Source organism: Lentzea guizhouensis (assembly GCF_001701025.1).
Classification (GTDB): Bacteria; Actinomycetota; Actinomycetes; order Mycobacteriales; family Pseudonocardiaceae; genus Lentzea; species Lentzea guizhouensis.
In genome coordinates this window covers 1,162,090-1,177,402 of record NZ_CP016793.1, presented here as the reverse complement: position 1 = coordinate 1,177,402, position 15,313 = coordinate 1,162,090, and the positions used below count along the sequence as shown (strand labels likewise).

At 69.6% G+C, this 15,313-nt stretch carries 13 protein-coding genes; 7 read left to right on the top strand and 6 right to left on the bottom strand.

Annotated features, from left to right (window positions below; translation table 11 throughout):
• Nucleotide 1: 1 nt before the first annotated feature.
• Complete coding sequence (locus tag BBK82_RS05980; protein WP_065914105.1) at nucleotides 2-2,932, top strand: glycine--tRNA ligase; 2,931 nt, start codon at nucleotides 2-4, stop codon at nucleotides 2,930-2,932.
• 52 nt (nucleotides 2,933-2,984) lie between these two features.
• Here the strand turns inward: BBK82_RS05980 and BBK82_RS05975 are convergent, their stop codons facing one another.
• From BBK82_RS05975 to BBK82_RS05960, 4 genes are all read right to left on the bottom strand, one after another.
• Nucleotides 2,985-4,589 carry an ABC transporter substrate-binding protein gene (locus tag BBK82_RS05975; RefSeq protein WP_065914104.1) on the bottom strand — a complete coding sequence of 535 codons (1,605 nt, stop codon included), beginning with the start codon at nucleotides 4,587-4,589 and terminating at the stop codon, nucleotides 2,985-2,987.
• Nucleotides 4,586-6,493 carry a hypothetical protein gene (locus tag BBK82_RS05970; RefSeq protein WP_065914103.1) on the bottom strand — a complete coding sequence of 636 codons (1,908 nt, stop codon included), beginning with the start codon at nucleotides 6,491-6,493 and terminating at the stop codon, nucleotides 4,586-4,588. Before BBK82_RS05970 ends, BBK82_RS05975 begins: the two co-directional genes overlap by 4 nt.
• 224 nt (nucleotides 6,494-6,717) lie before the next feature.
• A complete protein-coding gene (locus tag BBK82_RS05965; protein ID WP_083268728.1) occupies nucleotides 6,718-7,389 on the bottom strand; it encodes a chitosanase in 672 nt (223 codons plus the stop codon).
• A 142-nt stretch (nucleotides 7,390-7,531) separates the two neighbouring features.
• Nucleotides 7,532-9,241 (bottom strand): S8 family serine peptidase, encoded by a 1,710-nt coding sequence (locus tag BBK82_RS05960; RefSeq protein ID WP_065914102.1) that lies wholly within the window; start codon nucleotides 9,239-9,241, stop codon nucleotides 7,532-7,534.
• A 229-nt stretch (nucleotides 9,242-9,470) separates the two neighbouring features.
• Between BBK82_RS05960 and BBK82_RS05955 the strand changes: the two genes are divergently transcribed.
• Complete coding sequence (locus BBK82_RS05955) at nucleotides 9,471-10,574, top strand: sugar ABC transporter substrate-binding protein (RefSeq protein ID WP_065914101.1); 1,104 nt, start codon at nucleotides 9,471-9,473, stop codon at nucleotides 10,572-10,574.
• Between the two features lie 18 nt (nucleotides 10,575-10,592).
• Here BBK82_RS05955 and BBK82_RS05950 read toward each other — a convergent pair whose 3' ends face one another.
• Nucleotides 10,593-11,297, bottom strand: a complete 705-nt coding sequence (locus tag BBK82_RS05950; RefSeq protein WP_237048039.1) for a hypothetical protein — start codon at nucleotides 11,295-11,297, stop codon at nucleotides 10,593-10,595.
• 76 nt (nucleotides 11,298-11,373) lie between these two features.
• On the bottom strand, nucleotides 11,374-11,625 hold the full coding sequence (locus tag BBK82_RS05945) for a hypothetical protein (RefSeq protein ID WP_065914099.1): 252 nt from the start codon (nucleotides 11,623-11,625) through the stop codon (nucleotides 11,374-11,376).
• A gap of 229 nt (nucleotides 11,626-11,854) precedes the next feature.
• On the opposite strand from BBK82_RS05945, the gene BBK82_RS05940 reads away from it, so the two are divergent.
• The 5 genes from BBK82_RS05940 (at nucleotide 11,855) to BBK82_RS05920 (ending at nucleotide 15,307) form a co-directional block, all read left to right on the top strand.
• A complete protein-coding gene (locus tag BBK82_RS05940) occupies nucleotides 11,855-12,061 on the top strand; it encodes a cold-shock protein (protein WP_030468404.1) in 207 nt (68 codons plus the stop codon).
• A gap of 109 nt (nucleotides 12,062-12,170) precedes the next feature.
• A complete protein-coding gene (locus BBK82_RS05935) occupies nucleotides 12,171-13,049 on the top strand; it encodes a glutamate ABC transporter substrate-binding protein (RefSeq protein WP_065914098.1) in 879 nt (292 codons plus the stop codon).
• Nucleotides 13,046-13,660 carry an amino acid ABC transporter permease gene (locus tag BBK82_RS05930; protein WP_065914097.1) on the top strand — a complete coding sequence of 205 codons (615 nt, stop codon included), beginning with the start codon at nucleotides 13,046-13,048 and terminating at the stop codon, nucleotides 13,658-13,660. Before BBK82_RS05935 ends, BBK82_RS05930 begins: the two co-directional genes overlap by 4 nt.
• The gene (locus tag BBK82_RS05925; RefSeq protein ID WP_065914096.1) at nucleotides 13,660-14,427 is read left to right on the top strand and encodes an amino acid ABC transporter permease; all 768 of its coding nucleotides are present in this window, start codon (nucleotides 13,660-13,662) and stop codon (nucleotides 14,425-14,427) included. The genes BBK82_RS05930 and BBK82_RS05925 overlap by 1 nt, the downstream gene beginning before the upstream one ends.
• A complete protein-coding gene (locus tag BBK82_RS05920) occupies nucleotides 14,408-15,307 on the top strand; it encodes an asparaginase (RefSeq protein ID WP_065914095.1) in 900 nt (299 codons plus the stop codon). Before BBK82_RS05925 ends, BBK82_RS05920 begins: the two co-directional genes overlap by 20 nt.
• Nucleotides 15,308-15,313: the final 6 nt, after the last annotated feature.

Here is a 15,313-nt window from a genome sequence, read left to right as displayed (position 1 = left end):
GATGCAGGACGCGCTGCTCGCGCTGACCAAGTACTGGACCGATCGGGGCTGCCTCGTCGTGCAGCCCTTCAACACCGAGGTCGGAGCCGGGACGCTGAACCCGGCGACCGTGCTGCGGGTGCTCGGTCCCGAGCCGTGGCGCGTCGCGTACGTGGAGCCGTCCGTGCGGCCCGACGACGCCCGTTACGGCGAGAACCCGAACCGGCTGCAGACGCACACCCAGTTCCAGGTGATCCTCAAGCCCGACCCCGGCAACCCGCAGGAGCTCTACCTCGGGTCGCTGGAGGCGCTGGGCATCGACGTCCGCGCCCACGACGTGCGGTTCGTCGAGGACAACTGGGCCTCGCCCGCGCTCGGTGCCTGGGGTCTCGGCTGGGAGGTCTGGCTCGACGGGCTGGAGATCACCCAGTTCACCTACTTCCAGCAGGCCGGCGGCATGACGCTCGACCCGGTGTCGGTGGAGATCACCTACGGCATCGAGCGGATCATGATGGCGCTGCAGGGCGTCGACCACTTCAAGAAGATCGCCTACGCGCCCGGCATCTCCTACGGCGAGGCGTTCGGCCAGTCCGAGTACGAGATGTCGCGGTACTACCTCGACGACGCGGACGTGGAGGCGAACAAGCGCCTCTTCGAGGAGTTCGCGGCCGAGGCGCGCCGGATGCTCGACGCGCGGCTGCCCGTGCCCGCGCACAGCTTCGTGCTGAAGTGCTCGCACATCTTCAACGTGCTCGACGCTCGCGGTTCGATCTCCACGACCGAGCGCGCGCGTGCGTTCGGTCGCATGCGCGGTCTGGCGCGGGAGGTCGCGACGCTGTGGGCCGAGCGCCGGGAGGAGCTCGGACACCCCCTCGGTGTCGCCGAGGTGCCGGCACTGGCCGCCGCGCCCACGTCGTTCGCGGACGTCACCGAGCCGGCCACGCTGCTGTTCGAGCTCGGCACCGAAGAGCTGCCGCCCGCCGAGGTGCTGCGGACCGTGGACGCCGTGCGCGCGGGCGTGACGGCGAAGCTCGGTGCGACGCGGCTGACGCACGGCGAGGTGACCGTGCACGGCACGCCGCGCCGGATCGTCGTGCTGGTGTCCGAGGTGTCGCCGCGCGAGCCGGACGCCGAGCGCACGGTGCGCGGGCCGCGGGTGTCCGCCGCGTTCGACGCCGAGGGCGGCCCGACGAAGGCCGTGCAGGGCTTCGCGCGTGGCCAGGGCGTGGACGTGGGCGCGCTGGGGCGGGTCGAGGAGAACGGCGTCGAGTTCGTGGCGCTGACCAAGACCGACACCGGTCGCGGCGCGGTCGAGGTGCTCAGCGGGCTGCTCGCCGAGGTCGTGTCCGACCTGCGCGCCGAGAAGAACATGAAGTGGAACGACCCGAAGCTGTCGTTCACCCGCCCGATCCGCTGGCTGCTCGCCCTGCTCGGGACCACCCCGGTACCGGTCGCGGTGTCGTCGCTCGCGTCCGGCACGGTCACGCGCGTGCACCGCACGGTCGACGAGCCGGTCGTCGAGGTGTCCACCGCGGACGGTTACCTGGAGTTCCTTTCCTCGCACGGCATCCAGGTCGACGCCGAGGCGCGGGCGCAGGCGATCGTGGCCGCCGCGCGGGAGCTCGCGGCGTCGGTCGGCGGTGTCGCGGAGGTCGACGGCCTGCTGGACGAGGTCACGAACCTGGTCGAGTGGCCGACGCCGATCCTCGGCTCGTTCGAGGAGCGCTACCTGGAGCTGCCCGGCCAGATCCTCACCACGGTCATGCGCAAGCACCAGCGCTACCTGCCGGTGCGGTCGTCCGACGGCGCGCTGCTGCCGCACTTCGTGGCCGTGGCGAACGGTTCGGTCGACGCCGACCTGGTCCGCGCGGGCAACGAGGCCGTGCTGCGCGCCCGGTACGAGGACGCGGCGTTCTTCTGGCGGGCGGACCTCAAGACGCCGCTGGAGGAGATGAAGTCGGGTCTCGCCAAGCTGACGTTCGCGGACAAGCTCGGCTCGATGGCCGACCGCGCCGGCCGCATCGCCGCGCTGGCCGGCCGGTTCGCCGGTGTGGTCGAGGCCGACCGCGAGACGCTGGACCGCGCCGGTCAGCTCGCGAAGTTCGACCTCGGCTCGCAGATGGTGATCGAGCTGTCGTCGCTCGCCGGTGTGATGGCGAAGGAGTACGCGGCACGGGCGGGGGAGACCCCGGAGGTCGCGCAGGCGTTGTGGGAGATGGAACTCCCGCGCTCGGCCGGTGACGCGCTGCCGTCGTCGGTGCCGGGTGCGCTGCTGTCGCTCGCGGACCGGTTCGACCTGCTGGCGGGCCTGTTCGGCATCGGCGCGCAGCCGACCGGTTCGTCCGACCCGTTCGGCCTGCGCCGCGCGGCGCTCGGTGCGGTGACGGTGCTGCGGGCGTTCCCCGACCTGCGGGCGATCACCCTGCCGGTCGCGCTCTCCCTTGCCGCGGAAGGTCTCGAGGTGTCCGCCGAGGCGCTGGAGACGGCACGCGAGTTCGCCGTCCGCCGCTACGAGCAGGCGCTGCTCGACGCGGGCCACGAGCACCGGTTCGTGCAGGCGGTGCTGCCGCTGGCCGACTCGCCGGTGCTCGCGGACGAGACGCTGGCGCAGCTGGAGTCGCTGGCGGGCGAGGAGTCCTTCGACGCGCTGGTGGCGGCGCTGCAACGGGTGCGGCGGATCGTGCCCGCGGACGTGGCCGCCTCCTACGACGCGTCGGTGCTGACCGAGCCGGCGGAGGTGGCGCTGCACAAGGCGTTCGACTCCGTGCCGAAGGACGTCGCCGGCCTGGCGGCGTTCGTCGCGGCGGCGCAGGGGCTGACCGGACCGGTCAACACGTTCTTCGACGAGGTCCTGGTCATGGCGGAGGACCCGGCCGTGAAGGCGGCCAGGCTCGGCCTGCTGGCGTCGATCCGCGACTTCGCGGCGCCGGTGCTCGACTGGACCCAGCTGTAGGAGCGTCTGCAAGTACCACCAACTGCGAGTTGGTGGTACTTGCGGACGCCGTTCAGCAGGAGGGGGCGGGGGAGCCCGGTTGCAGCGTCACGCTGCGGACCCGGCCCACCGTCCCGTTCTGCGGCGGCAACGGGCACACCCGCACGACCGGCGGTACCGAGCCGACCCGGTTGCCGTCGTTGTCGAACACGATCGGCCCGCCCGCGCCCAGCACCGCCGTCTCCGCTGAGGAGACGAAGCTGATCTGGGTGTTCACCTGGCTTCGCTGCACCTCCCTGGTGACCGGCAGCTTGTTCACGGCCTCCTCGATCACGGCCACGGCGTCGTAGCCGTTGACCGCCCAGCCCGCATCCGTGTGCGCCAGGTCGAAGCCGATGCCGGTGAAGTGCTTCTCGAAGTCGGTGAAGCCGGTGTTGCCGGGGCTCGGCTTGTCCGCGCCGCCGACCAGGGTCGACACCAGGCGGAGCTTGCCGGACGCGAACGACGGCGAGGACAACGCCTGCACCCGCAGGTCCTCCAGCCGCGGGTCCAGCTCCGCCGCCCGCACGCGCTGGCCGTCCGACGTGCTCACCACCGTGATGGAGCTCGCCGAGCAGTGGCCCTTGGTGAACTCCTGGTCGAGGCTGTGCAGGAACATCGCCAGGTCGCGGCCGCGGGCGATGTAGCCGACCGTCACGTCCTTGGCGACGTTGCAGACCCGTTGTGCCGTCTGGGACACCGTGCTGGCCTCGTCCGGGTCGAACTTGACCTCGGTGATGGTGCCGCCGAACTGCTTGTGCATCAACGGCAACGCCGTGCAGGTGTACGGGTCGGTGCCGCCGGTCGGCACCATGATGAAGTCGAGCCGGACGCCGGGCAGCGCGGCGCCGAGCGACCTGATCTGCTCGGAACCGCGGTAAGCCACCCGGTAGTAGTGGTCGCGGCCCACGCCGTTCTGGTAGGTGGTGTCGGGCTCGCACCCGCTGTAGTCGGTCTCCTGCGCGGTGGAACCGCTCTGGTCGAAGCCCTCCGCGGTGACCAGGTCCGAGACCATCGGGATCTTCTCCGCCGCCAGCAGGTCGGCGATCTCGGCGGAACGCTGGTGGCTCAGCCCGATCCCGGCCACGGCGACGACCTCGGGGTGGCCGGCGAGCTTGCGGGCGACCTCGACGGCCTCCTGCTCCGGCCCGTACGCGCCGATGTTGCCGACCAGCAGCCGCAGCGGGTGCAGGCAGCCGGTGCTGTTCGCGCGCGCCTGCCCGGCCGCCATGCCCTCCAGCTCGTGCACGGCCCGCGCGCCCGCGTACTGGTCGGTCATGGTCAGCAGCACGCCGACGGTGACCGGGGTGCCCTTCGGGTCGCACACCTCGGCCGCCGACGCGTTCTGCTTCTCGATCACCTTGAGCACGTTCGTGAACGCGGCCAGGTCGAAGTCGTAGGCCCCGGCGCTGAGCCCGACGCACTCACCGCCGGCCGCCCACACGTCCGTGGTCGGCAGCCAGCCGTCCTTGCAGGACAACCGCTTCCACAGCCACGGGCCACCGGTGAACGCACCGACGACGAGCGCGATCACGGCCAGCACGGCGACCGGGCGCAGCCAGTCCGTCCACTTCGCCGGGTGCCGCAGCGCTCGCGGCTTGGGCCAGATCCCGAGGTAGAAGCGTTCGGTGAACCTCACCGGTAGTTCCTCCCGAACCGTTCGTAGCGCTGCGCCCGTCTGAGCAGCAGCGCGGGGTCCTGCGCGCGGTTGGACAGCTGCCGCAACGCCTGTGCCACGTGGGCGGCGAGGTCCTGCAGCACGTCCGGGTCCGTCCCGCACGGGTCGTGGTCGAACGCGGGCACGACGCCGAGCAGCCGGTGGGCGTGCGCGAGGTCGCTGCCGCGCTGGGCGGTCCCGATCGACTCAGGCGCGGTCTCGCGGGGGTTCACGTCCGAGGTCACCAGGTCGAACAGGGTGAGCCAGTCCCCGGTGGCCATGTCCCCCAACGACTCCAGCAGTTCCTCCGCCACCGCCGCGCGGTCACCGAGCAGCAACGTGTGCCGCAGCCGCGGCCCTTCGCCACCGGCGTGGTCGCGCAGCCGGCCGACCACCTTGTCCCAGGACGCCTCGTCGGCGTCGGACCGTGCCGACAGCAGCCGCATGCCCAGATACCGGACCAGCGGCGGAAGTTGTTGCTGTGCGGTGTCTCCCGGCGTCCACAACGTCGGCGAGGAGTAGAGCGGCGAGTCGAGACCGACGGGGTCCGGCAGCAGCGGCGCGAGGGTCTGCGCCTCCAGCTTGGTGAGCGCGGCCGACAGCGTGACGAGTGCCCGCAGGTGGTGCTTGTTCGCCCGGTCGCCCGCCGAGAACTCGCGCACGAACGGTTCGAGCAACGCGTTCTCCGCGCCCCGCAACAACTTCGCGGGGTCACGGGTGAGGCTCGGCTCGTCGTGCAGCCTGCGCAGCAGGGTGTCGACGGACTTGGGGTGCCCGCGGCTCAACCGGTGCACGACCTTGCCGACCGTGCTCGCGGCGAGGTCGTCCGGCCACAGGTGGCCCTTGGCGAGCTGCACGACGTCCTTGCCGGTCAGGTCCTCCGACCGGATCCGCACCCACACCCGCGCCTCGGTGATCAGCGATCTGTCCACTTCGGACTCGGTGACGGTCCTCGGCTCCGGCAGCTCGTCCTCGGCCAGCTCCTCCGCCAGCAGCCCACCGCTCGTGGTCACCACCAGCAACGGGTCGGGCGGCGCGGCATCACCGCCACGGGCCCGGTCCGCGACCGCCCTGCGCACCCGCAGCAACGCGCGCAGGAACGTCGTGGCCACCGCGATGTCACCGTCGTCGAGCAGCATCACGACGTTGTGCCGGCGCGTGCTGACCCGTGCGAGGCTGTGCCGCAGGTCCGCCAGCAACGCCGCCACCAGCAGGTCGTCGACGTCGCGCCGCACGTCCGGGTCCTGGCTGCGGGCCTGCGCGCTCAACCGCAGCCGCGCCCGGTCGGCGTTGAGCCCGAGCCCCTGGTCCTGGTGCCCGAACCACTCCAGCGCCTGCCTGCTCCAGCGGAAGTTCGACGCCCGCCGCGAGCTCTCCAGCATGCCGCCGAGGTAGTCGGAGATGCGGTTGACCACCGGCGCCGGGTCGAGCGGCAGCTGGATCAGCGACCCGGCCGTGGCCGCGAGGTCGCGGACGAGGTCCCGCAGGTTCCGCTCGCGGTAGTTGTTGGTCTGCCGGTTGAGCTCGTCGAGAGCGGCGTCCTGGTCGAGGCCCTCGACCTCGACGCGCATGGCGATCTGCGCGAGCAGCACCCGTTCGAACGACAGGGGATAACCGGGCACCTCGGCGCTGAGCCCCAGCAACACCGCCGCCAGCACCGGCCGCACGGCACCGGCCGGCCCGTCCTCGTCGTCGACCCGCAGCTCCCGCGGCCGCACGAGCACCGTCGGCGTCTTGTCCTGCCACTCCAGCACCGTCTGGGTGAGCAGCGCGGTCTTGCCGGAACCGCCGCACCCCTCGACGACGAGCACCGGCGTGGCCCCCGCGTCAACGGCCTCGACCAACCCCTTGACCAGGCCGCGCAGCCGGGTGCGCCCTTCGAACACCGTTGGCCTCCTCCACGAGGTGCGGGATCGAGGAACTTTATGCGCGGATGGGATTCCTACGGGGGCGAACGACATGAACCGGTCAGGGTTTCCCCGTGATGGCGCAACGGTTCACCCGTTCAGCCGCTTTTGGGGTGTGCGCAGCGTTCACCGCACCGCGTTGCCGAGGCGTCTGCAAGTACCACCGACGTCGGGCTTGGTGGTACTTGCAGACGCCGCTCTCGCTAGCGGATCTCGAAGCTCTGGCCGTAGACCTTCCACCTCAGCGGCGTGTTCAGGTCGAGGTTGCCGGCCTTCAGCCACACGCGCTGGGCCGTGTCGACGCGGGTGGTGTCCTCGTGTGCGGGTTCCTGCTTCATCGTCCACACGCGGGCGTCCAGGAAGGCGTTGAGCCACGTGGTCTCGTTGCCGCCCTGCGACGGCGGCTTCGCCTTGGCCAGCGCCCGCTTGCGGATGCCGGAGAAGTCGAGGCTGCCCCACCCGTCACCGTGCATGACGATCGCGTCGTAGTAGGCGAACTGGCCGAGCGCGCGCACGCCGTCGGCCTTCGCCTGCCGCACCGCCGGGTTGAAGTAGACCCGGTCGCGTTCGGACTCCTGGGCCGCCTTGAACGCGGGGTCCTTGGCGGCGGTCTTCCAGTCCCTGGTGTAGTTGGGATCCAGGCCCGCGTGCGAGTCCGATCCGTTCACCCGGCGCAGTGCGGGGAGGTACTTCTCCAGCACGTTGCCGGGCTTGCGCTGCTGGTACAGCTCCACCAGGTCGAGCATGTCACCGGTGCCGCTGCAGAAACCGATGATCCCGGCGGTGTAGCCGCGACCGTCGTCGATGTCCTCGATGTAACCGAACTGGCCACGCCAGTCCAAAGTGGAGTTCTCCGCGCTGGACACGATTTGCATCGCGATGTCCTTGAGGCGTAAGGGGTCCACACCACCATGGGCAAGATTGTTCACTGATTTGCGAAGCTGGCGGGCGCCCGGCCTGCCGAGAACGGCAAAGGCTCCCGGCCGGAGCCGGGAGCCTCTGTGGTGCAACAGGAAATCAGATGAACTGACCGCCGCGGGTCACCGCGCCGTAGGCGTCCACGATGCCGTGACCGTAGAAGCCGTTGAACTTCGCGTCACCCTCACAGGTGGCGTCGAACTCCGGCGTGCGGCCGACGTTGACGTACGACACCGTGCGCGGGTTCGGGCACGCGCGCTGGATCGCCGTCTTGTAGAGCACCTTCTCGACCTTGTCGGGGTCGAGCGTCAGGCCGGGGTTCTTCTTGTCCTTCTTGCCGTACTGGCTCACGACCAGGGCGGCGACACCAGCGGCGTGCGGGGCGGCCATCGAGGTGCCCTGCAGGAACTGGTAGTAGCCGACCTTGTCGCCGGAGACGGCCTTCTTCACGCCGGCGCCGAGACCCTTCTCGGTGATGTTCCCGGCCTCGTCGATGTTGCCCTCGGCGAGGGCGACGTTGCGCGGGTACGTCGAGAGGATCATGTTCTCGTTGGTGCGGTACCACGGCGTGCCGAAGTAGTCGCGGAAGTAGCCACCGGGGGCCGAGAGCGCGGTCTGCTCAAGGCCGTAGTTGGAGTAGTCGGCCTTACCGGTCGACGGGCCCAGAGCCGAGACCGAGATGACGTGGTTGCCCTCGGTCGGCAGGTTCAGGCAGGTGGCGTTGTCGATCGGGCGAGGACGGGCGTGTCCCGGCGGGTAGTTCGGGCTCGCCGTGTCGGTGCGCGGCTTGCCCAGGTCCTCGTGGTTGTTGCCGCCCGCGCCGATCAGCGTGACGCCCTTGCGGTGCGCGTAGTTCAACGCGCGCTGCACGGTCGAGATGATCGTGCGCTGCTCCAGCTGCTCCTCCGCCGAGGCGGTGGAGTCGTTGATGCAGTTCATGTACCACGGGTCGACGTAGAACGACATGTTGATCACGTCGAGGCCGATGTCGGCGCCGTAGGTGATCGCGTCGACGACCGGCTGCAGGAAGAACGAACCGGCGTCCTGGCCACCGCGGATGTTGACCAGCGACACGCCCGGTGCGACACCGGAGATGCCGAAGCCGTTGGCCGCGGCGCCGATCGTGCCGGCGACGTGCGTGCCGTGGCCGCCGTCGTCCCAGTTCGCCGGGTCGACACAACCGCGGAACTCACACGGGCCGTCGAACTCGCCACCGTCGGAGTCGTTCGGGATGTCGACGGTGAAGTTGCGCGACAGCTCGTTGTTGAAGTTCGGCGCGATGTCCGGGTGTGAGCCATCCACACCGGTGTCGAGGACGCCGACGTAGACCCGCTTGTCACCGGCCTGCTTGGCCCGTGCGATGTTCGAGCGGACGAGGTTCAGGCCCCACAGGTCGCCGTCGAGCGGGTCCATGCCCGCGGTCGACTTGGACGCGGCGGGTGCCTTGTTCGGAGCGGAAGTGGTGTTCTCCTTCTCCACGTTGTCCCGCTTGGCCTTCTCGGCCTTGTTCTGCGCGGGTGAATGTCCGATGGGCTTGGACCGAGCGGCGCCGACGACGTCCTTCGACGCCGAGACCTTCTCCACGAAGCCGTTGGCGGGTGCCTTCACGGTCAGCAGGCCGATGGCCTTGTTGTCCCGCACGACCTCGCCGCCCGCCGCGTGCACGGCGTCGATCGCGAAGTCGCGGTTGCCCGGGTCCTCCAGCAGCACGGTGTACTCCGTGTCCTGCTGCTGCCCGGCCGTGGCCGGCGCCGCCCCCGCCACCGATGTGCCCGCGGCGACCAGCGACACCGTTGCCGCCACCGCCATCACGGTTCTGCGCGTTCTCACCTAGCTGTCTCCTCACACCCGGTCAGGGCTGGATCCAACACAGAAGGTACGGCCCCCGATTGCCGCCCAAGAGCAGCACCCTAGGTGCGAAATAGGCCGAACATCAGCGCCTTTCGTACGGAATCGAACTGTAGTCATTCGGAAGCGGAGCGTGATGGATGCGAATAAATCTTGACTTAACAACATTCAAGCGATGAACTCCGCGTTTATGCGAAGACGGGTAATGGCGGCGTCGGCGTGCGCTCTGCTTCTTCTCTCGGGCTGTGGTGACGCAGGTCAGAGTGAACCATCGCTGCCCACGCGCGGGCCCAAACCCGTTGTCGGTGTAATCCTTCCGGACCGAACGACGTCGGCCCGGTGGGAAGAACAAGATCGGCCATTGTTGGCGCAGGCGTTCAACTACGCGGACATCGAGCCGTTCATCGAGAACGCCGAAGGCGACGAGGCGAAGTTCGCTCAGATCGCGGACGAGATGATCCGGCGCCAGGTGAAGGTCCTGATGATCACGCCGTTGTCCGCGGCCGGTGGCCTCGCCGTGCAGAAGAAGGCCAAGGCGGCGAACATCCCGGTCATCGACTACGACCGCGTGACGCTCGGTGGCCAGGCGGAGTACCACGTCGGCTTCGACAGCGTGAACGTCGGCCAGCTGCAGGCGGACGGCCTGCTCGGGTGCCTCGGCGACAAGCCGGGTGCGCAGATCATCGAGATCGAGGGCGCGCCCACCGACCACAACGCGACGCTGTTCACGCAGGGCCAGAAGTCGCGGCTGTCGAGCAAGTACGACAGCGGCGCGCTGAAGCTCGTGAAGTCGCAGCCGGTCGAGGACTGGGACAACGTCCTGGGTGGACAGCTCTTCGAGGAGATCCTCAACGGCAACGGCGGCAAGGTCGACGGCGTGGTCGCCGCCAACGACGGCCTGGCCGGCGCGGTGATCGAGGTGCTCAAGAAGAAGGGCCTCGCCGGAAAGGTGCCGGTCACCGGGCAGGACGCCACTGTGGACGGTCTGCGCGCCGTGCTGCGCGGCGACCAGTGCGTGACCGTCTACAAGCCGGTGCGCGACGAGGCGGAGGCGGCGGCCAGGCTCGCCATCGCGGTCGCCCGCGGCGACCTGGCCGGTGCGGACGACCTCGCGACGGGCAACCTGCGCGACCCGGTCTCCCGGCGGGACGTGAAGTCCGTGCTGCTGGGAGCCACCCTGATCAAGCGCGACACCGTCCGCGCGCTGGTGACGGAGGGCGTGATCAAGCCGCAGGAGCTGTGCGCGGGCGACCTGCAGGCCGTGTGCGCCCAGCAGGACATCCTCGGAGGGTAGGCCTCGGTGAAGACCCCGTCACGGCCTGTCGTGATCCGGCAGGTCGTGACGTCCCGAGATGAACTCCTGCACGGCGATCTTGGCCCGGATGATCGGCTGCCGGATCCGCGCCTCGCGCCGGTACGCGCGGGCGAGCTTGCGCGAGCCCTCCCGGTAGCGCCACCGCGCCCACGGTGAGCCCGGCCGGGCGAGCCTGAACGCGCCCACCGCGGGCACGACCGGCACCAGCAGGCCGAGCAGGCCGGTCCAGATCTTGCCCTTGAGCAGCGCCACGATCGCGAAGCACAGGTTCACGCCGATGGCGATCAGCCGCAGCGTGACCGTGCTGGCCGGTGCCGTGTCCGGGTTGAGCTGCAGCACCTCGTCGTACCCGAGCGGCCGCGCGCCGAGCAGGAACAGCCCCGTCAGGCCCACCGCGAGGAACACGGCGTCCACCGACAGCCGGCCGGCCTTGGTCCAGTACACGTCGCGCAGGTGCAGGATCAGCGCGAACTCGTCCAGCACGAGCGCCGCCCCGACCCCGAGGCCCGCGGCGGCGGCCAGCCGGGCGCCGTGCAGGTCGTCCGGGATCACCAGGCTGGTCACGCTGGACAGGAGCAGCAGCACGGTGCCGAACACGACGTGGTGCACGTGCGTGTCGCCGTGCACGATGTTGCGCGGCCACCAGCGCACCTTCGCCCGGATCATCCGCACGCTGATGCGGATGAACACGAATGTGGTCACCAATCCGACGAAGAAGAAGAGCAGTCGTTCACTGCCGGTCAAAGTCACGGCCCCCTGGGTCCAACGACCCTCCAGGTTACCGCCTCCAGAACGGCTTGTTGCCGAGGTTGACGTCGCCGTTGATGTCCCTGGCCTGGATCACGGTGCCGATCACGGTGCCGGTGACCTGGTTCACGGTGCCGCCGCCGGGTTCCCCGGCGGGCCGGACGGACAACCTGGTCAGGTGGTCGTGCAGCAGTGCGTGCAGGCCACAGCGCACGCGTGGCGCCAAAGTCACCGTGATCGACATCGTCGCCAGCTCCGGCACGGCCACCTCCCACGTGCTCATTCGGGACCTCACGGTATCAGCGCGAACGACGGGCGAACGATGGCTCGACTGGGGGCGGGAGCTCATGGTTCACTGTTCATGGTCGTACGTTGCGTGTTCGTGCTTTACCACGATCACGGAACGAGGTTGTGAGCGTGTGGATTCTCCAGGTTCCGGAGATGACGCTGTTCCAAGCTTGACCCGGTGGTCGCGAGCGCGATCCGGCACCTGTTAGAGGAGAAGTAGCAAGATGGCAGTACAGGGCACCGTCAAGTGGTTCAACGCGGAGAAGGGCTTCGGCTTCATCTCCCCCGACAACGGTGGCGCCGACGTGTTCGTCCACTACTCCGAGATCCAGATGAACGGCTACAAGGCTCTCGAGGAGAACCAGCGGGTCGAGTTCGAGATCGGTCAGGGCCAGAAGGGCCCGCAGGCCCAGGGCGTTCGCGCCGTCTGAGTCTGACTGGTCAGCACATCTGATCTGTTACGAGGCCGCTGTCCGTTTTCGGACAGCGGCTTCGTCGTGTCTTGTGCCTGCTCGAACGCGATCAGTAGCGTCGCGGTGCATGGGGAGACTGTTCGTAGCGGCGGTGTTGCTCTTCGTGGCCGGGTGCTCCGGCGGTGAGTCTGCGGTACCAGGCGGGTCGAAGCTCGACGCGCTGCTCGCGAAGGCCCCGGTCCACTCCGGTGAGGTCACTCCCGGCTCGGCGGTCGACCGCATCAGGAAGCGCGGAAAGCTGCTGATCGGCGGCTCGCAGGACGCGCCGCTGCTCTCCCAGCTCGACCCGATCAGCGGTGAGCTCACGGGTTTCGACGCCTACCTCGGCAAACTCCTGGCGCACTACATCTTGGGCAAGCCGCAGACCGAGCTGGTCAGCGCGACCTCGGAGACGCGCGAACCGTTGCTGGGCAACGGTACTGTCGACGTGATCATCCAGACCTACACCATCACCCCGCAACGGGCCGAGCGCGTGGCGTTCGCCGGCCCGTACTACCGGTCCGGTCAGGCGATCGCGGTCCGCAAGGGCACGTCCGGCATCACCGGGCCCGCAGATCTGACCGGCAAGACGGTGGTCGTGGGTGCGAACACCCCTGGGGTGAAGGCGGTGCGGGAGGCCGCGCCGACCGCGAAGATCGTCGAGTTCGGCTCCGACCCCGAGTGCGTGACGGCGTTGAAGCAGGGTCGTGGCGAGGCCTACGTGCAGGACCAGGCGATCCTGGTGGCCGACGCGTCCAAGGACCCCGAGCTGCAGCTGGTCGGCGAGCCGTTCACCGAGGACCCGTACGGCATCGGGATCGAGCACGGCGACGCCGAGTTCACCCGGTTCGTCAACGACTGGCTGCGCGAGATCGGTGAATCGGGGCTGTGGCAGGAGGTCTGGAAGCTCTCCATCGGCACCGTGGTGACCGGCGACGCGCCGGCGCCACCCGCGATCGCCTCATGAGGCTGGTCCTCGAAGGGTTCCTGAACACCGTCGCACTGACCTTGCTGGCGTTCTTCGGGGCGCTGCTGGTCGGGTCGGCCGTCGCGGTGCTGCGGATCGTGCCGGTGCCGTTGTTGCGGGCGGTCGGTGCGGTTTATGTCGAGGTGTGGCGGAACATCCCGTTGCTGGCGTGGCTGGTGCTGTTCGTGTTCGGGCTGCCCGAGGTCGGCGTGACGATGCCGCTGTTCTGGACGGCCTGCGTCGCGATCGCGTTGTACGAGGCGGCTTTCGTGGCGGAGGCGTTGCGGTCGGGGGTGAGCTCGGTGGCGCACGGGCAGGGCGAGGCGGCGCGGGCGTTGGGGCTGACGTTCCGGCAGTCGTTGCGGTACGTGGTGCTGCCACAGGCTTTGAAGCGTGTTGTGCAGCCGTTGGCGAACATCGCGATCGCGTTGACGATGGCGACGGCGTTGGCCGGGGTCGTCGGCGTGGTGGACATGACCCGTGCGGCGCAACGGATCAACCTGGAGCTCGCGCAGCCGTTGCTGGTCTTCACCGGCGTGGGGTTGTGTTATCTGGTGATGTCGGCGTTCATCGGGTACGGCGCTCGTGTGCTGGAACGGCGGCTGGCCTGATGTTCGACGCACCCGGTCCGCGGTTCCGCCGCCGCGTCCTCTGGACGTCGGTGGTGTCCGGTGTCGTGCTGCTGGCGCTGGTCGCGTTGGGGCTGCGGCAGTTCGCGGCCAACGGGCAGCTGGACCCGGTTCGCTGGCAGCCGTACCTGACGTGGCCCGTCTGGCGTTATCTGCTCGGGGGCCTGTGGTCGACGGTGGTGGCGGCGTTCGCGACGGGGGTCCTGGCGATGGCGGGTGGGTTGCTGCTCGCGTTGCGGCCCAACCGATTCACGCGCGCGTACGCCGAGGTCATGCGCACCGTTCCGGTGCTGCTGCTGGTGTACGTCATGCTGTTCGTGCTGCCGTCGTTCGGGATCAACCTGCCGGTGTTCTGGAAGCTCGTGGTGCCGCTGGCGTTGTCGCACGCGGCGTCTTACGCGGTGATCTTCCGCGCGGGTGTGGGCTCGGTGGATCCCGGGCAGCGCGAGGCCGGGGTGTCGCTGGGCATGACCGGCGGGGTGGTGACGCGGTTCGTCGTGCTGCCCCAGGCGGTGCGGCACATGTTGCCGTTGCTCGTCACCCAGGCTGTCAGCCTGTTGAAGGACACCTCGCTGGGATATGTCGTGTCCTACACCGAACTGCTGTTCAACGGCCGGGTGCTCGCGAGCTACACCGGGCTGCTGATCCAGACGTTCGTCGTCGTCGCTGTCGTCTACCTGGTCGTCAACCTGGCGCTGTCCCGGCTCGCCCACCACCTGGAGGCCCGTCGTGCCCGAACTGCTCGCTGAGGTCACGCGGTCCGGCTTCGTCGAGAGCCTGCACCACGGCAGCGTCGTCGGGCTGCTGCCGTCCGGCGCCGTCGGGCTTTCCGTTGGTGCCGTGGAAGACCCGGTGTTGCCGCGGTCGTGCTTGAAGCCGTTCCAGGCGCTCGCGTGCCTGGCCGCCGGGGCACCGCTGGCCGGTCCGGCGCTGGCCATCGCCGCCGGGTCGCACACCGGGGAGAACCGGCACGTGGAGCTGGTGATGCAGCTGCTCGGCAAGGTGCCGGTCGGGTTGCTGCGCTGCCCGGCGTCGTGGCCGGAGGACGAGGAGACCCGGCAGCGGCTGACCGAGCCGTCGCGGGTGCGGATGAACTGCTCCGGCAAGCATGCGGCGATGCTGGCGGCCTGTGTGGCGGCGCGGTGGCCGACGCAGACGTACCTGGAGCCGGCGCATCCGTTGCAGCAGCTGGTGGTGCGGAACCTGGAGGAGCTGGCGGGGGAGCAGGTGGCGCACACGGCGGTCGACGGCTGTGGAGCGCCCGTGTTCGCGTTGTCGTTGCACGGCCTGGCGCGCGCGGTGCAGGGGCTGGTGCGCACACCGGTAGCGGACGCGATGCGGTCGCACCCCGAGTACGTCGGCGGGACCGGGCACGTGAACACGGTCGTGATGCAGCTGCTGCCGGGCGTGATCGCCAAAGGTGGGGCCGAAGGTGTGCTCGTCCTCGGGACGGCGCAGGGGCACGCGGTGGCGGTGAAGGTGCTCGACGGCAACCCGCGCGCGACCACGGCGATCGGGCTGACGGCGTTGGCACAGCTCGGGTTCGACGTATCGCCGGCCAAGGAACACCTGGGCGTGCCGGTGCTCGGTGGCGGACGGGTCGTCGGCGAAGTCCGGGTGGTGTTCTAGCGCTCC

What these genes read in the sequence shown, in the direction of transcription:
- BBK82_RS05965 (WP_083268728.1), bottom strand. Translation starts at nt 7,389, where the DNA reads ATGCAAATCGTGTCCAGCGCGGAGAACTCCACTTTGGACTGGCGTGGC.
- BBK82_RS05980 (WP_065914105.1), top strand. Translation starts at nt 2, where the DNA reads ATGCAGGACGCGCTGCTCGCGCTGACCAAGTACTGGACCGATCGGGGC.
- BBK82_RS05945 (WP_065914099.1), bottom strand. Translation starts at nt 11,625, where the DNA reads ATGAGCACGTGGGAGGTGGCCGTGCCGGAGCTGGCGACGATGTCGATC.
- BBK82_RS05925 (WP_065914096.1), top strand. Translation starts at nt 13,660, where the DNA reads ATGTTCGACGCACCCGGTCCGCGGTTCCGCCGCCGCGTCCTCTGGACG.
- BBK82_RS05930 (WP_065914097.1), top strand. Translation starts at nt 13,046, where the DNA reads ATGAGGCTGGTCCTCGAAGGGTTCCTGAACACCGTCGCACTGACCTTG.
- BBK82_RS05960 (WP_065914102.1), bottom strand. Translation starts at nt 9,241, where the DNA reads ATGGCGGTGGCGGCAACGGTGTCGCTGGTCGCCGCGGGCACATCGGTG.
- BBK82_RS05955 (WP_065914101.1), top strand. Translation starts at nt 9,471, where the DNA reads ATGCGAAGACGGGTAATGGCGGCGTCGGCGTGCGCTCTGCTTCTTCTC.
- BBK82_RS05935 (WP_065914098.1), top strand. Translation starts at nt 12,171, where the DNA reads ATGGGGAGACTGTTCGTAGCGGCGGTGTTGCTCTTCGTGGCCGGGTGC.
- BBK82_RS05940 (WP_030468404.1), top strand. Translation starts at nt 11,855, where the DNA reads ATGGCAGTACAGGGCACCGTCAAGTGGTTCAACGCGGAGAAGGGCTTC.